Annotated in this window: 17 protein-coding genes; 9 read left to right on the top strand and 8 right to left on the bottom strand. The window is 58.6% G+C overall.

Annotated features, from left to right (window positions below):
- Nucleotides 1-861: 861 nt before the first annotated feature.
- From I3J27_RS32990 to I3J27_RS32980, 3 genes are all read left to right on the top strand, one after another.
- On the top strand, nucleotides 862-1140 hold the full coding sequence (locus I3J27_RS32990) for a hypothetical protein (RefSeq protein WP_270163069.1): 279 nt from the start codon (nucleotides 862-864) through the stop codon (nucleotides 1138-1140).
- 490 nt (nucleotides 1141-1630) lie between these two features.
- On the top strand, nucleotides 1631-1813 hold the full coding sequence (locus I3J27_RS32985; protein WP_027544425.1) for a hypothetical protein: 183 nt from the start codon (nucleotides 1631-1633) through the stop codon (nucleotides 1811-1813).
- Nucleotides 1814-2244: 431 nt separating this feature from the next.
- Nucleotides 2245-2550: an HU family DNA-binding protein gene (locus tag I3J27_RS32980; RefSeq protein ID WP_270163068.1), complete on the top strand. Its 306-nt coding sequence runs from the start codon at nucleotides 2245-2247 to the stop codon at nucleotides 2548-2550.
- Nucleotides 2551-2733: 183 nt separating this feature from the next.
- On the opposite strand, the gene I3J27_RS32975 is transcribed toward I3J27_RS32980, so the two are convergent.
- Nucleotides 2734-2949, bottom strand: coding sequence for a hypothetical protein (locus I3J27_RS32975; protein WP_270163067.1), 216 nt, complete (start codon nucleotides 2947-2949; stop codon nucleotides 2734-2736).
- A 737-nt stretch (nucleotides 2950-3686) separates the two neighbouring features.
- Between I3J27_RS32975 and I3J27_RS32965 the strand changes: the two genes are divergently transcribed.
- On the top strand, nucleotides 3687-4079 hold the full coding sequence (locus I3J27_RS32965) for a hypothetical protein (protein WP_270163065.1): 393 nt from the start codon (nucleotides 3687-3689) through the stop codon (nucleotides 4077-4079).
- A gap of 933 nt (nucleotides 4080-5012) precedes the next feature.
- Here the strand turns inward: I3J27_RS32965 and I3J27_RS32960 are convergent.
- The 4 genes from I3J27_RS32960 to I3J27_RS32945 form a co-directional block, all read right to left on the bottom strand.
- Nucleotides 5013-5219 carry a hypothetical protein gene (locus tag I3J27_RS32960; RefSeq protein WP_027544430.1) on the bottom strand — a complete coding sequence of 69 codons (207 nt, stop codon included), beginning with the start codon at nucleotides 5217-5219 and terminating at the stop codon, nucleotides 5013-5015.
- 64 nt (nucleotides 5220-5283) lie between these two features.
- Entirely contained in the window at nucleotides 5284-5580 is a 297-nt protein-coding gene (locus I3J27_RS32955) for a hypothetical protein (protein ID WP_156936865.1), read from the bottom strand.
- Nucleotides 5577-5795: a hypothetical protein gene (locus I3J27_RS32950; protein WP_270163064.1), complete on the bottom strand. Its 219-nt coding sequence runs from the start codon at nucleotides 5793-5795 to the stop codon at nucleotides 5577-5579. The genes I3J27_RS32955 and I3J27_RS32950 overlap by 4 nt, the downstream gene beginning before the upstream one ends.
- Nucleotides 5796-6380: 585 nt before the next feature.
- The gene (locus I3J27_RS32945; protein ID WP_270163062.1) at nucleotides 6381-7637 is read right to left on the bottom strand and encodes a pectate lyase family protein; all 1257 of its coding nucleotides are present in this window, start codon (nucleotides 7635-7637) and stop codon (nucleotides 6381-6383) included.
- Between the two features lie 614 nt (nucleotides 7638-8251).
- Between I3J27_RS32945 and I3J27_RS32940 the strand changes: the two genes are divergently transcribed.
- Nucleotides 8252-8458: a cold-shock protein gene (locus tag I3J27_RS32940; RefSeq protein ID WP_084302129.1), complete on the top strand. Its 207-nt coding sequence runs from the start codon at nucleotides 8252-8254 to the stop codon at nucleotides 8456-8458.
- Between the two features lie 397 nt (nucleotides 8459-8855).
- On the opposite strand, the gene I3J27_RS32935 is transcribed toward I3J27_RS32940, so the two are convergent.
- Nucleotides 8856-10226, bottom strand: coding sequence for a M16 family metallopeptidase (locus tag I3J27_RS32935; protein ID WP_270163060.1), 1371 nt, complete (start codon nucleotides 10224-10226; stop codon nucleotides 8856-8858).
- The gene (locus I3J27_RS32930) at nucleotides 10223-11656 is read right to left on the bottom strand and encodes a M16 family metallopeptidase (RefSeq protein ID WP_270163059.1); all 1434 of its coding nucleotides are present in this window, start codon (nucleotides 11654-11656) and stop codon (nucleotides 10223-10225) included. The genes I3J27_RS32935 and I3J27_RS32930 overlap by 4 nt, the downstream gene beginning before the upstream one ends.
- A 907-nt stretch (nucleotides 11657-12563) precedes the next feature.
- Here I3J27_RS32930 and I3J27_RS32925 point away from each other — a divergent pair.
- The 4 genes from I3J27_RS32925 to I3J27_RS32910 all read left to right on the top strand — a co-directional run bounded on the left by I3J27_RS32925 (nucleotide 12564) and on the right by I3J27_RS32910 (nucleotide 18538).
- The gene (locus I3J27_RS32925; protein WP_270163058.1) at nucleotides 12564-14885 is read left to right on the top strand and encodes a prolyl oligopeptidase family serine peptidase; all 2322 of its coding nucleotides are present in this window, start codon (nucleotides 12564-12566) and stop codon (nucleotides 14883-14885) included.
- Nucleotides 14886-14981: 96 nt separating this feature from the next.
- Entirely contained in the window at nucleotides 14982-15353 is a 372-nt protein-coding gene (locus tag I3J27_RS32920; RefSeq protein WP_270163057.1) for a hypothetical protein, read from the top strand.
- An 816-nt stretch (nucleotides 15354-16169) separates the two neighbouring features.
- The gene (locus I3J27_RS32915) at nucleotides 16170-16742 is read left to right on the top strand and encodes a GNAT family N-acetyltransferase (RefSeq protein WP_027544434.1); all 573 of its coding nucleotides are present in this window, start codon (nucleotides 16170-16172) and stop codon (nucleotides 16740-16742) included.
- A gap of 1271 nt (nucleotides 16743-18013) precedes the next feature.
- A complete protein-coding gene (locus I3J27_RS32910) occupies nucleotides 18014-18538 on the top strand; it encodes a hypothetical protein (protein WP_270163056.1) in 525 nt (174 codons plus the stop codon).
- 337 nt (nucleotides 18539-18875) lie between these two features.
- Here I3J27_RS32910 and I3J27_RS32905 read toward each other — a convergent pair whose 3' ends face one another.
- The gene (locus tag I3J27_RS32905) at nucleotides 18876-19784 is read right to left on the bottom strand and encodes a LysR family transcriptional regulator (protein WP_270163055.1); all 909 of its coding nucleotides are present in this window, start codon (nucleotides 19782-19784) and stop codon (nucleotides 18876-18878) included.
- Between the last annotated feature and the right edge of the window lie 26 nt (nucleotides 19785-19810).

Here is a 19810-nt window from a genome sequence, read left to right as displayed (position 1 = left end):
AGGGTTTATGCGAACGCGAGCCGCTTTAAGGGCACGCGTTGGCTCGCCGCGATGGCGGGCCTCCAGCACGCCAATGCGATCTTGGCGACCAGCGGCCAGGATTTGGGCCGGAGGCCAGACGACCGGCTTCGCACATTCCCAATCTGACATTTTTTCATAAGCGCTGATCGAGCGTACGAACCGCGGGTGCTGCACAACCGAAAACAGGACGCGCCGTGTCGGAGAGTATGGAAGCTCGTCGTAGGGATTCAACGCGGCGGCCGAAAAAGCTCAACCTGAGTGCTCCAGACTTTGCCCATCGCAGCTTGCCGCGTTGACGCATCACGGTCGGCGCGTACGCCGTCAGCGCCGGCGCGTCGCCCGCGAGCAGGGCGAATGCTTTCTGACGGTGCTGAATTTGCGCAGATAGTCAGAACGCCTTCGACTTGGAAAAGGTCGTTTGCGCCGCGGTCCAAACGCGAGGGCGGCCGGCGCTCGTCTGCTCGCCTTCAAACCCCAGCTTGAGCCGACCCAACTGAGCGCAAATGCACCGCCTCCTGAATGATCTGATCCTGACACCGCTGCTGGCGAAGTGCGGCTGACTGATGGCCATTATGAATGTCACGCGGTTTGCATCGGCGCATTTCCTGCCCAAACGACCGTGCCCTATCCATCAGGTCAGCAAGGAAATGGCTGTTCCGCACCACCCCTCTTGTCACTTCGGGGCTCTATATCTCACGAAAATGGCGTAAAAGTCATGGATTTCATGGAAAATTACGCCTTTTCATGCCAAGCCGTGCTCAACACCAAGTTCGCTACGGCCGCCTTCATCGCTAACTGATCGATTACGTTCTGGCGGAACGCGGCTTCAATCCGCCGGGCATGATGTTTCCGGTCTCCGCGGCCATTTTGGACAACATCAACGCTTATCAGCGGAGTCTTGAAAGCTATTCTGTCCGCCTGCTCCCCTTCATCAAATGGAAGGCGACGGGCGAACGGAGTGTTCGCGTCCTCAACGAGACGGCAGATTTCCAACGCTTCTTCGATGCCACTGCCACGCCTCACGCCGAATTTCTCTATGAATGGCGTGGCAAGGACAATCGATACAGATCTTCCGGTGGAGACGAGATATCTGGTATCTTAGGATACGTTCAGGCGTAGCGTGACGGAGATCGTCGACATGCGGGGCGGCACTGTCGATCTATTATTTCGCTTCTCCACCAGAACAAGGGTGTTCTGTCGATACGTGGCTGGGAAAAGGAATTTGCCAAACTGACCGACAACGAGGCCGCCGAGATTGAGGTGAGCTAGGAATTCGTTTCCTGAGTGACTGCATCCGAGTGCAGGCGCACACCGATGATTCAGCGCCGCGCGACCAGGTCCCAGTGCCACATCGCTCCTATCGCATGCGAGTCACACTTGACGGCGCTACTATGGCGCGCCTCCGAACATCGGGCCGTCATTCGTCCGGAAAACCCTTCAGTGTTTCAATTGTAGTTGACTGAATAGAAGGCAGCACTTTTGCAGATATCAGGACGGAAGTGAATTCGCAAAAGCGGTTTATAAATCGCACGAAATGCGACGCGTCGCAACATTGTCAATTTGATCTTTCGTGCTAGAAGCCCCGCTCAACAACGAGTGGAGATTTCCAATGGCGAAGAAAGTGAAGAAGGTAGTCCGCCGCGAGTACACGAAGGCGGACGTCAAAGAGCTTCGCGCGCACTCCAAGGCTAGGGTGCCGGTAGCGAAGATCGCAAAGTCTATGAAAAGGACGGAAGGTTCTCTCCGTCAAAAGGCAATCAAGCTCGGCATCTCTCTAGGGCATCGCCGGTAAGAGAGAGGGGATCAGCTTTGTGCTTCTGTCCCGACGCCACCAGTATTAGCGGGCCCTGAGTTTCCTTCAGAGGTGACCTGTCCGCGCGAGCGTTACGAAGTGTGAAATAAAATGAGGCTCGATCTGCGATCATCACTCGTCTGCGAGATCCAAGAGGGATTGGCTCTGATTGCTGCGCTGACTGCTGCATCGGCCAAATTCAAGCATTCACCTGCATACCGAATAGGGCATTCGCCGTCCACCTGTGACGCGTGAGCGAATGCTGGAAACAAAGATCGTTGTGTTTTTGCTTCCGATAGGTTTTAAACCGGTCGACTTCATCACCTCAGTGAATGAAAGTAATTCGTGTAGTTTTGCCGTGCTCGAACAAGAGGAAAAGAGCCGGCGATACATCACGCACTGTATCGTTCGGCGCTACAAAGGAATTCATCGTGGCCAAGATGACCAAGAACGAGCTCATTGACGCAATTGCTCAAGGAACGCAAGTTTCCAAAGGTGACGTAAAGGCCGTCATCGAGCAGTTGGCGACCGTCGGCTACAAGGAGTTGAACGAGTCTGGCGAGTTCGTCATCCCCGGCTTCGTCAAGATGTCGGTCGTGAACAAGCCTGCTACTGAAGCCCGCAGCGGAGTTAATCCTTTCACGAAGGAGCCGATGGAATTCGCAGCCAAGCCAGCCAGCAAGTCGGTCAAGGCGTCGCCGCTCAAGGTTGCTAAAGACGCAGTCGCGACATCATGAGGTCGGCTGCCGTGGATCGCGCTACGTGGCGTTGGTGCGAGGACGGATGGCGGACCGAGGTTGCCACTGCCGGCGTAGGCATGCCGTAAGAAGCTCATCGGCCAACGGCTGGTTGTCAGCCGAACGAGTGCTGACCCGCCTGGCAGGGAGCCGCCAGTTGGGAAACGCAGTCCGGGACGACGGTCACGACCAGACGTGCGGATCGTTGGCGAAGACGAAGCGGATCTCGCTCGTCTTGCCGCCAGTCGAGGCGCTGGCGAGGCTTGGCCGTCGGCGGCAGACGTCAAAATCGTCGCGATCGATAACGCAAAAGTAAAAAGCAAACCCTAATGGACGCCGCGGCGCGCGAATTGGTGCGATCCGAACGTTGCTTTCACCGAGCCCGAGGAAAGACGCCATTCATTCCGGCGATGCGACGATCGTGGCCTTTGCGCTTCCGGCCGTAGTACTGCGCCGAAACGAACTAAGCCGGACAATGGCTGCGGCCTTGGTGTGGCGGATGGCGCCTCGTAGCCGTTGTGACGCTGCTGCCTACGACATGCCGATGATGATGGTTGTCATGACAGCGCTGTCGGCGTCTGATCGGCAGTTGCATCATCATTTGGGGTAATCGGCAGCAACCGGCAGCCGCCTGGATCCCGCGAACTCATACGGACGTTGATGATCGGCGCCGATCGGCCGGCGGTTCTTGACGTCTTGAGCCAACGGCCTGTCATCGGCAGCAATGCCGTGGGAAGGACTCGGCACTGCGCGGAACGGACGTGGTCTGCGCCCCAGTCGGTGAGTTGCTTCGGTATGGCTATTCGGACTATGCAGGTATCGTCGAGGGGCCGTTGCACCTTGCGATCGCGAGGCGTAGTTTGGGTTTCGGCCAGTCCTATTTATACCAGCATGGCCCGCCCATTATTCCAGTTTATGGACATTCAGGTGGTCATTCTTGCTCGGATGCGCAGGGTTGTTGACGAGATCTGCGAGTATGTGTCCCGGTACGACACCGGCGGCCGGACCAATGTCGCCTCAAAAGTCCTGGGAGCAACCACCGGGGGAGAGACGTCGACCGACTGTGTACGGCAGGTTCGCCGCGAAACGCTCTCGAAGGCGCCGACGATGTGGCGATAGTCACAAGAGGGTGCCGCGTGAACTTCCAGGTCACGGTTCTTAAGATCCTGGTGAGCTATCCGGATGGGTTTGCCGTGATGGCGGACTTGAAGCGCGACATGGCGATCCTGGCGACCAGCGGTAGCGATTGGGCCGAACGCACCCGACGACTGGGTTCGCTTGTGCCCGACCTTGACATCTTTTCGCAAGCCTTGATTGAACGTATCAACGGCGGGTGGCGCATAACGGAAAAGGGACGCGCCGTCTTGGAGTTCATGGAAGCGCGCCCCAGGCGTCCGGAGCCCGCAAAAGGTTCGCCCGAGTGCTCCATCCCCGCTGCCCCGCTGCCGGTGCTCGCGCGCTCAGGTCGGCACGGGCGGCGGCAGCGCCGCCGCTCCGACCACGCGCGAAGAAGCGCAAACGCTTCCTGATCCGCTCGCACAAAAGGGACATTCGGCCGGACCGCAGATTCACAGGATCAAGGCAGGCGTCAGCCCGCGCCGATAATCCGGTCTACTCGCATGGTCCCGTTGGTTTCGAGGGCGTGCTCTAGAGGCTTGATTGGACAACACTCCATCGCAGGGGGAGAAAAAGAGGACCACGATCAGGAAACTCGCGCGATTTGCACTACCATTGAAGCGCGGCCGTGAAAATGCGCCCAGAAAAACGCAGCTGGTCTTCTCGGATTACACGACCGGGACATCCACAAATCTGCTGGGTTAAAGACGAACGGCTCTCGTGTTTGCGCTAGATCAATTCAACCTGCCCGGGAACCGATACTGTTTTGCACATGCCAAAGCCGCTCGCCGACTGAGCTGTTGCGGCTGCGTGGCCTGGGAGGTCCGGACACCTCCTCGCCACGCTCCTCGCGAAAGGGTGGGAGAAGTGCAAGATCCAGTCAGAAACCAAAACTGCCGTCCTCAAATCTTCCTTGTTGATGAGACGAGGGCGCGCACGATCGCAGCAGCGCAAGTGGCCTCAACTGACGCATGGCTTGAGGCATGGCTTGCCCGCTTCCTGCAGGTCCTCAGACAACTTGGAAAGCGAGGCTCCGCCTAACGCAAACCGGTCCGAATTCCCAGAGAGACGGAAGCACGTTGTAGCGCAATCCGCGCTGTTTGCGCCAAACCTTCGGCTCTAGGGTACATTGACCGGTGGCATGGATGCGGTTGGGCGCGGCACGAAACCAATCTGATGCTGGCTGCGCGCCGCCAGCATAATCACAAAGGTCACAAAGAGGATTAGCAGGCCGCGCATCTAAAAAAGGCTCCAATATCGGTAGCCGATATATGAATTCGTTGACGTGAGTGCCATAGCGGCGCTCCTGCGCGCGTAGGCCGTCGCCATCGACACGGCCGTACCGGCTAGGAGGCCGATATCATCGGCCTGGGGCTCTCGAACACCATGGGAAAGATCGACGCTCGCAAGCTTTCGAGCGCGCACTCTTCCTCCGACAGGCGTCTGCAGACGTACTGCCGGTCGTGTTCGGTGAGCTTGGTCTTCAGCAGTCTTCGGTGGCGCTGGATGGCGCTCAGATGTGTGCGCATGCGCGCCAAATTGTCGTCCATCATGGACGTCATCCTTCCAATGCTCGTTGATGATGCTTTCGCTTGCCTGATCGGCCTGAGCATCCGATCAATTCAAGAAGGTCAGTCGGCTCAAGCGAAGCAGCCGAGAGCGAGAGCGCTTGGTTTCGCGCTCGACAACTAGTTGAGATCCAATTCCGTGCTCAGCCGGTCTGAAATGTGTCCCGGACCCATGCCGCTTGATCCAGTCCCGTTCAACCGCCAATGTCAGGCCCGTTTGGAAAACGCCGCCGGTGCGGCTGGCATCGCAAAGGAACTGGCCGTTGGTTGGGCTCGATGCCGCCGGCGATCGCTTGCGTGCCGCGGCTTCCGGATCGGCGAACGGGTGGCCTGCACCGAACTTCATCCAGCTTCGCCCGGACCTGAAAAGATCGATGCGGGCGGCGCGGTACGCGGAATCGGCAGCGGACGCTCCGTCGGGCGTGGCGCCCGCGCCAGATTTCCGCCCTTCACGTCGTAGCTGCCGGCCAGCTTCAGCAACCGCTGCCTGGTGAACGGATCGGCCCGCTCGGCGAGATCACGCGCCTGCTGCGCCAGTTTTCTGTAGAATTCACGCCCCATAACACACTCTTACTGGCCGCCCGGGTCCTTGGGCGTGGCGTCAAGCCGTCGCTCCGGAAGACTGCAGATCCAAATTACTCATGCCAGCCCTCTCAAATCTGAGATATTCCTTTATTTACGCCGCAAGACCGCCAAATGCCCTGCAGTCACGATGGAAAAATGCGTTCTTTGGTTGCAACAGCAGGAATAGGGCGCCGCATCCGAAAGTCTTTTTGTTAGCCCATCGAAGCAGCGCGGCGCAGCAAGAGCTGCTTTCGTCGACACATGCCGGGCATTTTGTTTTTGAACCGATCGCATCTGCCGATGAGGTCTCAATCAGTTCGGAGAATATCGTGTTTCGTGGACGGTGACTTGGGCGAGCAGGAGGCTGAATGAGACCCGCCGAAGCTTCGAGGCAGTTGCGCGCTTGCAAAAAAAATCGATGCGTCTCGGAGTGAGGATCGACTGGCCTGAACGCTCAAGGCGCTCTTTGAAGCGCAGCTGCCACGGACCGGGAATTGTTCTGCCCGGAAGAGGGAGAATTCCGCGGTACTTCGGCCAGATGCGTGCGCGCGGTCGCAGCTTCGCTGGATCCTATCGGAAAATTCAAATGTGGCCGGGACCTGCGTTGCCGGTGACCAATGCCGGGACATCATCCGCCTGGAAGGGACGATGAATAGCCGCCTTCGGAAGAGCGCCAAAAGATCTAATGACGCTTTCATCCAGCCGGAATCCATTGATCCGCGGCGCGGGCCTCGCGATGTTGCCCGCACACATGCGTCCAAGCATGGCTAGGCAGAGGTCTTGCATTTCTCGATTTACGCCTCCCAGCGCGCCAAAGACATGCCCACTCTCGGCCCTGATCGGGGTTTCAATGTTGTCGAAGTAGTTGCCCTCAATCAGGCCTTGAACAGATGGTCCGGCGTCCAGCGCGTGGAAGAAACCATTGCGCTGCAGCAGCTCGGTGTTGTGGAAGTAGTTGTTCACCAGGTGAATGACCGACCGTAGACCGTCAATGTGCGGAGCCCGTCCGGAGACCTCATGGAAGTAGTTGTTGGCAACCGTGATCGACTGAGGACTGCCAAGAAAAAGAAGGTTCCAGTAATGCGCTCCGTTGCAATAAGAGGAGTAGTTATCCCTGCCATCAAAATCGTTCCACGAGACCGTGATATTCGTCGTCTCCCCAAGGCCGCCGGCAATCATCTGGCGCCCGATGTTATGAAAACGGTTATGATCGATCCAGACCCGGTTCGCTCGCGAAATCGCAATCGCATCGCCCGCGAAGACAATGCCGGGATTGATGTCAACGATGGTCAGATTGCGGACAATGACGTTGCTCACACCATTCAGTCGCAGTCCCTTGCCCCTGATTGTAGCGCTTGATCCGACGCCAATCACGGTCTTGTTTGATCCGACCTCCAAGGGATGTTTGCCCGCTTTATCGAAGCTGACTTCCATTTTGAGCTTGCCGTCGCAGTGCGTGTCGAGCCCATCCAGGAGGAGAAGCGATTCACCCTTGTAGGGCGTCTGACAGGTGTTGCTGTATTGGCAACCCGGACCCTCGCCGCGCCCTTCCGCTCCTGTGAAGTCTATGGTCCCGACAATCTGGACAACGCGCGGACTATCATCCTTGCAGATTCCGGAGCTATACGAACGACACAATTGATAAGTCAGATCTTTGAGTGAGTTGACCTGAACAACTTCGCCTCCCAGGCCGCCCGTGGTTCCAGCACCAAATCCCTGTGCGCTGTCCCATCTCGGATTGCTCGCTGCGATAGCACCGGAGATCCCAACAATGCCGGCGAGTCCAGCGAGCATCCCCAATAACTGTTTCAGCTGGCACACCGCTTGCCTCGTAGACATCGACTCTCCATCGGCAAATGAGAGAAACGTTGAAACGACCCATAGTCCCAACGGCCAGCCACGCGGATCAGTCTTTGTGGCATTGTTTGCATCCCGGCTCGACGGTGCCGATCCTGTGATCCATCTAAATGCACCGGCCTAGCATGTCACAAGAAAAATCTGGAACGTAGTGCACACGTTCCGTGGTCTGGCAGTGGATGGCCCATTCCCATAAGATTCAAGTCTGCCAATGATTGAGCGGCCCGCCCGGTCCGCAGAGGTCTGCTGGTCAATTGGGTCGCTGCCAACGTCAGTCGCAACGAACTTCAACATCACCTGGATGAGCCGATCCAGTGAGTCTCGTGATGTGATCTACACAGGACGGATGACTACAGGAGAGAGCGGCCGAAGTCATCGCCTTCCGTATTTTGTCGTACCAGGGTTGTCGGATTGAAGACATTCGCTGCGTGGCACTCAAGAACGACAGACAAAGAAGCCCGCAAATCCGCACCAAACACACGGTCTTCTACAACTATTCACAGCGCGTTGGGAGCGGCACGCGAGTTGCTGAGGTGAGCAACGCGGCTGCTAGATCGCAGCGCGCGATTCAGTGTCGTTTTTAGGGAGCAAAGACAGTGGCGACTGGAAGCGTGAGATGGTTCAACCCGACTAAAGGCTACGGCTACATCGCGCCGGACGATGGCGGCCGTGACGTGTTTGTTCATATCTCTGCGGTGCAGAGGGCTGGCTTGGTCCTACTCCCACAAGGAGACAAGATCAGCTATGAACCAAAGATCGGCCGCTCGGGGAAAATATCAGCTGAAAACCTGCGCCTCATTTAGATTCTGCTTTGGCAAGCGGGGGCTGAGGTCAGGGGCCATATTGGCGTGCGTCTTGTGCTTTCATGACTTGGTTTCACTTCTCTCTCGCGACGCTTATCCCATAGGGATTCGATCATCTTTTTCGAACGAAGGGCCGGCTCCCAGCCGGCGTCAATAAAGTAGCCAGTTGGGAAGCGTCGCCAGCAGATATCGCTCGACGGCTTTGTTCTTTGTCCGGCCGCGCTTGAGGCGCAGGCGAAGCCGGGTCAGCATGTCGGGTTGGCGATGGCAATGTCGCGGGACGACCCGGAGCAGAGTGTACCAGCGTGGGCGCCGAGAATTACCAAGCATACATATCAATAACGCGGCGTCACTGAAGTTGATGGCCGGGACAAGCCCGGCCATCGACGTGCGCCAATCAGTCTGACTTCGGCGTCGGAACGCCGGCAGGCAGCGCCGCGGCTTGCGGTGCGCGGCCGACAATGACGGTGAGGAGGCCCTGGCCCCACAGTCGCTTGGCGGCCGCCTTGGCGTCGTCCAGCGTGACCGCATCGACAATGGCGTTGCGCTTCTCGATATAATCGATCGGCAGCTGATCATGCTGATCTTGCAGCAGCGCATGGGCCAGCTTGGAGGAGGTGTCGAGCGCCAGCATCTGCGAGCCCTTGAGGTAGGACTTGGCCTCGTCGAGCTCTTTTTGCGTCGGGCCCGCCTCGGCGATGCGGCGTACCTCCTTCTCGACGACGTCGATGGTGTCGCCGGCGCGGTCGGCGCGCGTGCCAGTATTACCGATGAACAGCGCCGAATGCTGCATCCATTGCAGCGAGTCGAACACCGAATAGGCGAGGCCCCGCTTCTCGCGCACCTCGCGATAGAGCCGCGACGACATCCCGCCGCCGAGGATGTGACTGACGACATCAGCTGCCATGAAGTTCGGGTCGTTGCGCTTCACGCCGGGACCACCGAAGGTGATCACGGTCTGCGGCACGTCGAACGGCACGAAGGCGCGCTGTGGCGGCTTTGCAGCTTCGACGTCGGGGACCGGCGCCAGATTGGCCTTAGCTGGCAGGGCGCCGAAGGTGTCGTCGAGCAACTTGCCGAGAGTGTCTGGATCGACGTCTCCGACGACCGCCACCTTCAGTGTGTCCTTGGCCAGCACGCGGCCGACATAATCCTTCATGTCGTCGATCGTGATGGCCGGCACACTCTCCAGCGTGCCATCGGTCTGCCGCCCGTAGGGATGATCGCCGAAGGCGACCTCCAGGAACTTGCGGTTTGCCAGCGACGTCGGGTCGGTGGTCTGGTGGCGCAGACCGGCGATCACGTGCGAGCGAACGCGCTCGACGTCGGCGGTGTCGAAACGCGGCGAGGTGAGCGCCGAGCGCAACAGGTCGAAGGCCTCGTCCTTGTTGTCGCGCAGCATGCGCAGGCTGCCACGGAAGGTGTCGCGGCTGGCGCTGAAGGAGAGCACGATGGCGCGGCGATCGAGCCGCTCATGGAACGTCTTGGAATCGAGATGGCCGGAGCCCTCGTCGAGGAGGTCGCCGACGAGATTGGCGACGCCGGGCTTGTCCCTGGGATCCTGCGCCGAGCCGCCGGCGAAGGAATATTCCATCGCGATCAGCGGCACGGTTGCGTCCTGGACGAACCAGGCCTCGATGCCGCCCGGCGAGATCAGGCGCTGAATCTTTGCGGCGGCCTCGGAGGGGAAGATCTGAGTCAAAGTGAGCGCTGCGCCGGCGGCCAACGACAGAACGATGCGTCGGGAGTGAAGGAAGGGATGGGTCACGAACGTTTCTCCTCGCGCTTGGTGGTAGTCTTTGCGCCAGTCTTGGCTGTGCTGGTGTCCTTGATCAGATAGCCGGTGACCGAGCGCTTCTTATCGAGCCATTTTTGCGCAGCTGCACGGACCTGTACGTCGGTGACGCCGCGAATTCGGTCCGGCCAGCTTCGGATGTCCTCGACGGAGAGCCCGGTGCTCAGCGCGCCGCCATACCAGCCCGCGAGCGCCGCCTGGTCGTCCTGGGCGTAGATCGCTCCTGCAATGAGGTGCGTCTTGACTCGCTCGAGGTCCTCGGCTCGGATCGGGTTCTGCGCGATGTCGGCGATGACGCCGTCGATCACCTGCTCGACCTCGGCAAAGCCGACGCCGGCTTTCGGCGAGGCCGAGACCGAGAACTGGGTCGGATCGAGCGAGATGCTGGAATAGCTGGCGCTGGCGGAGACCGCGAGCGGCTTGTCGGCGACGAGGGCGCGGTACAGATAGGAGTTGCTGCCGCCGCCCATCAGCTGCGCAAGCACGGCGATTGCCGCGCTCTCCCCGGGAGCCACCGTCGTCGCCGAGGGCACGAGGTAGAAGCGCTGCAGGACGGGCTGCTCGACGCGCGGGTCGGACAGCGTGACAGTGCGCGGGGCTTCCGGTTCAGGCTCCTGCGGGCGGACGCGCTGCGCCGGGATCGCGGGCTGAGCGGGGATGGGGCCGAAATTGCGTTCGACCAGCGAGCGGACTTCAGGGAGTTCGACGTCGCCGGCGATCACGACAATCGCGTTGTTCGGCGCGTAGAAGCAACGATAGAAGGCGAGCGCGTCCTCGCGACCGAGCTTCTCAATCTCCTGATGCCAGCCGATCACGGGCCGGCTATAGGGATGATTGAGATAGAGCGCGGTCGTGATCTGTTCGCTCAAACGCTCATTGGGACTGTTGGCGACGCTCATGTTGTATTCTTCGAGCACCACGTCGCGCTCGGGCAGTACGTTTTCGTCCTTGAGCACGAGGCCGGTCATCCGGTCGGCCTCCAACTCCATCACCGTCGGCAGCTGCTCGCGCGGGACGCGCTGAAAGTAGCTGGTGTAATCAAGTGAGGTGAACGCGTTTTCGTTGCCGCCGACGCGAAACACGGTCTTAGAAAATTCGCCGATCGGGTGCTTTTCCGTGCCCTTGAACATCAGATGCTCGAGAAAGTGGGCAAGCCCCGATTTGCCGGGCGTCTCGTCGGCGGAGCCGACCTTGTACCAGATCATCTCCGTGACCACGGGCGTGCGATGGTCCGGGATCACCACGACCTGAAGCCCGTTGCTGAGCGTGAAGCTGGCGGGCGGCGCCGACGTGAGCGTCGTCTGGGCAAATGCGCTGCCGGTCGAAAGACTGCAACTGGAGAGCAGTGCAGCAAGAACGCAAGCCGCCGATCGGTATGAAGGTGTTGGGATTCGTGTCAACATCCGAACCCAAAGATCCCAGGAGAAAGCACGATAAAGCGCTCGGCATTTGGCTCTATTATTGCCATCGACATAGTTCGTCAGCTGCTGGATCGGCATGGCTGTTCAAAAGCTCCATTTCGGTTTGTCAGGAATGAGGATGAGTGATGAACAAATTTCATTTCTCGGTGGCTCTAGACTCTCCGATCATCCAATCGAGAGTCTTTGCGTGTCCGCAGGACTATGTCGGTCCAACGCGATGCGCATTCCCCAAAAGCATTAGCTGTGCCAAAGAGAAAGCTTCGCAAATACAAAGATCAGCTCGCACAAGCGATGTTGCGTCTCCGACATGGTCGTACATCGGACAATGCCAATCTTCATTCCAACCATGGTTCAGGGAAGTGAACGCCTTTCAGACCCACCACCGCCCTCAGAAATAGAGCACGAGACTGATGGTGCCGCTCGAATTCTGACGCAAGTCAATTGCCCTCACACGGCACCCACTCAGTGTCACAGTACTGGAACGATAATGATTGCTCATCACCGAAGCGGCCTGGTAAATCCGCATCGTGGTAAGCCGCGCAATCGGACCCTCGTGCTAGTGATCCGGTGTTGCATTCACGGATGCGTCGCCCCTCTAGCTCATGTGATGCGCTCCCCTTTTGTTGTTTCGACTAGGCGGAGCTGCGCAGCATGACTCTTTGAGAGGCTGACGCGAAGATTGTTCTGGAGCAGCCGCGCGAGCCTGCACCGTAGAAGTCATTGACCAGCAACGGCGCGCTGTTGTCATATTTGATTACGAATATCGGTAGTTGACGGCGACGCAGAAGTCAGCGCCCATCACCCGTTTTGCCAATATCCATTTGCAGCGTATGACCTTGGGTCGCATCCTTGCGGCGTCTTCCGAAATCCCTCTGATGCATGCGTGGGAATGACTGTAAAAGCGCCAAGTACGAACCTGCAGCTCGCCAGCGAACTGAAGGGCGCCGCGCCAACGTCAATGATGAAATCTGCGGAGCAGCGTTCACTTCGAAAGAATGAACTTGAATCGCATGCTGCGTCAGGTTGTAGGCTTCGTGTCTCGACCGAACCACATCATGCAAACCTCGATCGCAAATCGAAAGCGAACGCCAATGCCAGCCCTGGGAGTGAACGGGTGTCTAAAGCAAGCTCGCCGACAAAGTCGCAAGCTGGAGCGCCAACGCTCTCCGCTCCCGATGATGATCCCTATCTTTGGCTGGAAGAGATAGAGGGCCGGCGCGCGCTAAACTTTGTCGAGCGGCAGAACGACAGGACGTTGCGAGCGTTTGCCGGCGCGACCTTCGAGCGGGATCGCGACGTGCTGGCGTCGATCTACGATCGGCCGGACAATATTCCCTATATCGCGCGGCGTGGTGGCTATCTCTACAATGTCTCGAAGGACGCCAGCAATCGACGAGGCCTCTGGCGACGGACCACGCTAGACGAATTTCGCAAGCCGAACCCGTCCTGGGAAATCCTGCTCGATGTCGACCAGCTCGCGGCAAAGGAAGGTGAGGACTGGCTTCTGAACGCGACGGCTTCACTGCCGGGAGATCATCCGCGAACCATTGTGAGCCTGTCGCGCGGCGGCAGCGATGCCGTCGTCTTGCGCGAATTCGACCTCAAAGCGAAAAGCTTTGTGGCCGACGGCTTCACCCTGCCGGAAGCGAAGAGTAGCGCCACATGGGTCGATCCCGATACGCTGCTGTTGTCCAGCGCGCATGGCGACGGCATGGCAACCACATCGGGCTATCCGAGGACAGTGCGGTTGTGGCGCCGCGGCGAACCCGTGGATCGCGCGGCCGTGGTGTTCGAGACGACGCCCGATCGCATGTGGGCCTTTTGCGAAGTCGATCGGACTGGAAAAAGGCCACGCGTCTGGTTCTTCGATCAGCTGGACTTCTTCAATCTTGACGTCTGGCCCGGGACCGAAACCGGCGCGAGCATGAAGCTCGATCTTCCCTCCGACATCTGGCTCCAGGCGCACCGGGACTGGTTAATCGTCAAATTGCGCTCTGCATGGAGGATTGCCGGCGTCACCCACGCGCCTGACACCGCGCTTGGCATGTCGCTGTCGGCCTTTCTCGCCGGCGATCGCAACTTCACGGTCATTTTCGCGCCGCGCCCGCGCCGCGCGCTGCAGGGATTTTTCTGGGCCAGCGGCAAACTCGTGCTTTCCATCCTCGACGAGCTGCGCCCTTCATTCGAGACTTGGACGCCCTCGTCTGCGGGCTGGAGCCATGAGGAGCTGCGCGGCCTTCCCGGCATCGGCGTCGTCGACGTGTGGCCCCTCGATTGCGATCGGTCCGAAAGCAACGGCGACCTGCTTGCCTGTGTCCAGGATCCGCTCACGTCGCCTTCGCTGATGCTGATCGAACGGAGTGTCTCGAGCCCAATCGTGCTGAAGCAGGCGCCAAAGACGTTTAGCCCCGAGGGCCTTGTGGTTACGCAGCACGAGGCTATCTCGATCGATGGTGAGCGGATTCCATATGTGCAGACTGGTCCCGCCGCGGAGAGCGGCAACGCGCCGGTCCATATGAGCGGCTACGGCGGCTTCGGACTTTCGATGAGGCCGTACTACAATTCGGCCCTGGGCAAGCTCTGGTTGGAGCGTGGCGGCACGACCGTACAGGCGAACCTGCGCGGTGGGGGCGAGTTCGGCACACGTTGGCACGACGCCGGACGGCTTGCTGGCAAGAAACTGTCGCATGATGACTTCGCGGCGGTGGCCGCCGATCTGGTGCGTCGCGGCGTGACTGAGCCGAGGCGGATAGCCGCCGAAAGTGGGTCGAACGGCGGCATCCTCATCAGCAACATGCTCACGCGCTATCCGGCGCGGTTCGGCGCATTGTTTTGCACGATTCCTCTGATCGACATGCGTCGCTACACAAAGCTCCTTGCCGGTGCGAGCTGGATCGCGGAATTTGGTGATCCCGACAAGCCTGCGGAGTGGGAATGGCTCAAGACGTATTCCGCCTATCATGCGGCAAGACCGAGTCAAAACTATCCGCCGATCCTGATTGCCACCACGCGGCGCGACGATCGGGTTCATCCGGCGCACGCCCGCAAGATGGTCGCGAAACTGCAGGTGATGGGCTACGAGGCTTATTTGTATGAGGCAGCCGCGGGGGGCCACGGCTATGGCAGGGACAACAAGGAGCGTGCCAGCTTTCAGGTGCTTGGTTTTCGGTTCCTGAGGAGCAAGATCGGCTGGTTGGATGAAGAGGCCTGAGCGAGCTTCACCCTTAACCTACGGCAAGAAGTCTTGGGCGCAGACGGGGAGAGGGGTGCCGTCACTGCTCCAGGCTCTGGCGAAGGTGAGAACGCCATGAGAGTGGTAGAGGTATTCTACAGCGATAGTCGAAATGAGCGCGGCAAGGACATGCTCCACCGCTTAGGCCTCGATGACCGGGCCGAGGTGGATCTGCCGGGCCGGCCAAAAGCACGGCACGGCCCACGGAACGCCTTCGCGGCATTTTGGCTCAAGGCGTCGCGTCCTGCTTCGACAGCCGAAAAAGGGCGCGAAAGCGGACAGTCCGCATCATTGCTGCGCTTGCGCGGGCGTGCTCCTGATCGGCAAGTTCGGCCGTCAAACCTTCCCGAGATCGTCGGGCGCAACGCCGCCGCGGCCATCACTGCGGCACGTTACAGCTGGTCGCGCTCGACGAGGCTCGATGAGCGGCTTCGAGCAAGTCAATGAATGACTCCGACCGGAGAACAGGATCGATGAGATGGCGCAAGATGGTGTTTCGACCAAGGCTTCTTTAGCTTCCCCCAAATTCGAGGGATGCCTGCAACCGTGGTCGAGGAAACAAACGATCCGTTCGTCGCAAATATAAGAAAGCTGGTTTTTCAACCACGACAAAAATGAGTGCGTCTTCGACTCGCGCCGTAGTTCATTCTCTGAGACTATTGGCGCCAACCGGTTCGTTCATAGTGGTGGGGTGATGAGATCGAATGATGTCTTACGAACTCCACAACTCCGATCCACCCGGCACGATGCGACATGCGTGCCGTTTTGTTGACCTAATTCACATCGTGTCCTCGTGCTGACACCGGCGATCGTGAAACACTTAAACGATTGTTTGGCGTCGCATTAAACACCCGCCGGCCCGCTCGCATGGAGCAAAATGCTACCTGCGTCAATTGGCCGCCAGTTTGATCGAGCTCATCTAGCTCGCCAAGCAAAGCAGGATTCCACCGAACGACTCATAGGGGCGCCGCATCGGATGCGGAATGTGTTTGGTGACCCGGCCGTTGCGTTGGCCAAACAGCGCTCTAGCTTGAGGCCGGATTACAATCGAAAGCTCGCGTAGATCAGCGGGAAGGCAGGTTTCGATTATGTCTTGAGCCAGAACCATCAGCTAAGCGCCAAGTGAAAATCTAGCGACCTCTCAATGGTGTGAACGAAAGCGTCATTGGACTTTCAAAGTAACAGCATATCGACTTTGAGTTGATGGCTGCGGCAGCTTCTGTCTCCGTTGCTGCCGCTGAACCACGTGGTGGAGGATGTGACATGGTGAAGACGAGTGAGGTGTCCGTCGATGATGCCGCAACGGTGACTCAGATGGTCAGTGCTCTGCTTGCCGAACTTGGGGCCGGTCACGTGCAGGCCGGAGTGGATACTCGACTGGTTGCCGACCTGCTGGCCATGAAAGAGCGCATCTCGGGGTTTCTTGCTTTTACGGAGGAACGCCCCGTCGGCCTCATCATGCTATCGGAAAGTGCCGCCCTCTTTGCGCGCGGAACCTATGGCATTATCACTGAGCTCTACGTGGTGCCTGACCAGCGATCATCTGGTGTTGCGATGGCGCTCATCGACGCAGCCGTTACCCTTGGGGCGACAAAAGGCTGGGGCCAACTTGAAGTCGGGGCGCCAAGGCAGCCGATGTGGAGCCGCAGTCCCAACTCAGCATTGTACCTGAAGCTCGGCTTCTCAGAGATTGGCCCGCGTCTCAAATTGCCATTGCACGGCTTAGCTGGTCCACGTGGGCAGGGTAGTCCTGCGGCCCCATCGGGGCTAGATCCTCGGCGGCGACGCACACCGCGGCGCCGTATCCCGAATTCATCCGATGCAAGAGTTGCATAAATTGTGCGTAGCACATTCGGTGGATTGTGGCGGCTATGTCGTGCCGCCAGGCGAGGTTGATCTCTCACGGGGAAAGGCGGACATGCTCATTGGCGTCTTACACGACCGGATCGAGCATATGCCTAGCTAAGCCCTTCGCGGCTTTTTAATTGAAGCCTGCAAACGTGGAGGGCCCTCAGCCGAGCCATTCTTGCAGGCCTGAACTCCGACGGTGACTTCTATTTCTGACAACTCCATTTCGAATTGGGCCGGTCTGCACGATCAATCGCCATCGGATCGATCCTTGCGCTGGCGAATGCGTATGATGTCCCTATGGCGGCAGGACGATGCAATACCCGTCTCGCGAAGACAGCCCATACGCCGGTAAATTCCGGCAAAGGGAGTCCCGGGCCGCGATCAAAAGCCTCGGTGGCAGATGATTGCCGAACGTTCGCATTCTATAGACACCTGTTCGACCTCTCCCACCATCAATTATGTTACCACCTTGCGTTCTTCTTCGGGCGTCCGAGTCTTCAAATGAAATGCACACACCCTGAAGACGAGATCAGGACGCGAGTTAACGGTTGCCCTGCGCACAAGCGGGCCCCACAACGTAAGTTATCCATTGTCGCGATAAAGTTAGGCTCGAGACCGGGTTTGGAGTCTGCGTCTTTCTATTCACGATGCAGCATTTGTGCGTGATACCGCGTCTTGCGCAAGAAAGCGTTGAACGATTGAGGAGCGCTGGAGTGAAACCCACGATCTCTTTCATGCAGCCGCCGATTCGCAGGCCAAAGCGCAAGCGGAAAGCTGCATTTGACTGTCCGCGAAAATACCGGCATCTCGCGACAACGGGCTGAACTCGACGGGCCCCCGTGCAAGCCACGACTGGATATCTAAATTTCGGATAGCGAGGCATACAGCCCTGCTGTTGGTTCGCTCTCGAACAGCTCCGAACCGTTTTGCGGCGAAGAAGCGCCGAAAGCGGACAGGCGCTCCCAATAACGCTCGTGCAAGGAGATCACTGGAGTTCGACGAGAGCGATCTTGCCAAGATGGCAACTCCCTTTGGCACCGCTCACGCTTTGGATCGCAACTTCGGATCGTTCAGTTTCAAGGAAATATGGGTATCAGGGCCTCGCCGCGCCGGCTTGTTAATGCGCCTTATGGGATAAAACCATGCGCTCAGACAAAGTTGCGCAAGGCTGCACGCTCGGCTCCCGATGCTCTTGACCATTGCCCTTTATCGCGTCACGAGAAAAACCAACACGGATGAGAATGGCAGGCTCAGGGATGACGAATGTGATTGATCAAGTGAGCAGCTTGGAACCACCCTCTGTCTTGCACAGGTCGTCAAGACGTTTTGCGTCGGTCTTCGGGCTCGTGGCGGTGTCCATCGGCCTGTGCGCCGGAGCAGCCCATTATTGGATCAGTGTCGAAGAGTTTTTCGAGAAGCCGTTGGCTCATGAAGTCGTCCCAACGACAGGCCTGTCACCTGAAGATAGGGAGGCACTTTTGGAGATTCGGTCCGAGCAGCAGAAGGCAAGAGATCAAATTGGAGAGATCAATCGTAACATCGGTGCGCAGCAGGACGACTTGAAACGCATGGCAGATCAGATTGAGGCGCTGACATCGAGAATTGAGTTGTTGCAGAAACCGGCCGTCGCTGCCCCCGTTCTTCTCGCGCCTTCTTCTCCCCTGCCTTCCCATCCCGTTTCGAGCCCGGCCAAGCGAGCCGTCCAACCCGCTAAGCCAGAAGGGCCGGTCTCGGTCGGGGGTAAGCCACTGATCTCCGAACCGAGCACGAACCAGCGTTGAGGTTCAGGCGATGGCGTTCTCGTAAACGGTGTCGTGTTTCGGCGAAACGAAGACTGGCTGCGGGACGTTCGTCGACGAATGGAGATCGAGGACGGCGTCATCCGATTCCATTTTTTCCGAGAAAAGGGGTGTCGCAGCCTCCACCGAATTCGGTATGGACAACCTGCTCGAAGTCGGCCGGGTAGACAACGAAGATCCCGCCTGGCTCAAGCACTGACAGCCAAAATACCAATCAGGCTACCGCTCATGCGGATGCGTCTCAAGTCGGTGACTCGATAGATCGTGTATCACCACGTGCTGTGGTTGATTTTCGACGCGCATTCAAGTTCAGGCGAACTCATGCGATGCGGGAGGCCTCCTGCACAAAAATGTTGCGCATCCAAATGCTAGCCGGATCAGCGTTGTGAAGAGCAGGCCACTGGACGGATTCGGTGAACGCAAAGTCCGGCAAAGGAGCTTGGATCGTCCGCAAGGGCATCGTGTTCTTGAAATGCTTGAACATCCTCGATGGCATTGTCGCTATGCGATCAGTTCCCAATATCAGGGGTGGGATCAGGCTAAAGCCCGGTACAGCGACTTCGACGCGAATCTTGAGATCATGCTCGAGCAAAAGCCATTCAGCGAACGAAGGTCTGATCGTCGGCCCAAATCTGGCCGTAACCTGTCCAATCGATAAGTATCGCTCCAATGTAAGCGGCTCAGCTAGCTGCTTGCTCTTGGGACAGCCGACGTACACGAATCTTTCGTCAAACAGCGGCATTTTGGGATGCGTGTGCGACATGAACAATTCCGGACAAACCAAGAAGTCAATCTCACCCCGCCGGAGAAGTTGATCGGGGTCCTCTTCGGGTGGCAGCAATTCGAAGGAGACGGTCGGAGCTTCCTGCGCGACGCGATCCACGACCTTTCGAAGAAACACGGTCATCATGAAATCTGACAGGATGATCCTGAAGCGACGAGTCGACTGCGCCGGCTTGAATCCGTCGGGGGAGATAATGGAGAGTTGGATGTGCGACAGAGCCTCCCGAACCGGGGCAGCAAGCGCTTCGGCTCGCGGCGTGGGCACAAGCTTGCGGCCCATCATCGTAAAGAGCTCATCGCGGAAATAGGCGCGCAACCGGGCCACGGCCGCGCTCATGGCCGGCTGACTCAGGTTGATTCGCCGCGCCGCCGCGGTGAGGTTCGGCTCCGTCATGAGAGCGTCGAACGCGACGAGAAGATTTAGATCGAGGCCGTTGAAACGCATGGTGCGAATTTATCCATCGTGTGGAT

The sequence above is a fragment of the Bradyrhizobium xenonodulans genome (assembly GCF_027594865.1).
Taxonomy (GTDB): domain Bacteria; phylum Pseudomonadota; class Alphaproteobacteria; order Rhizobiales; family Xanthobacteraceae; genus Bradyrhizobium; species Bradyrhizobium xenonodulans.
Note: the sequence above shows the minus strand (reverse complement) of the source record. Positions and strands in the feature narration are given on the sequence as shown.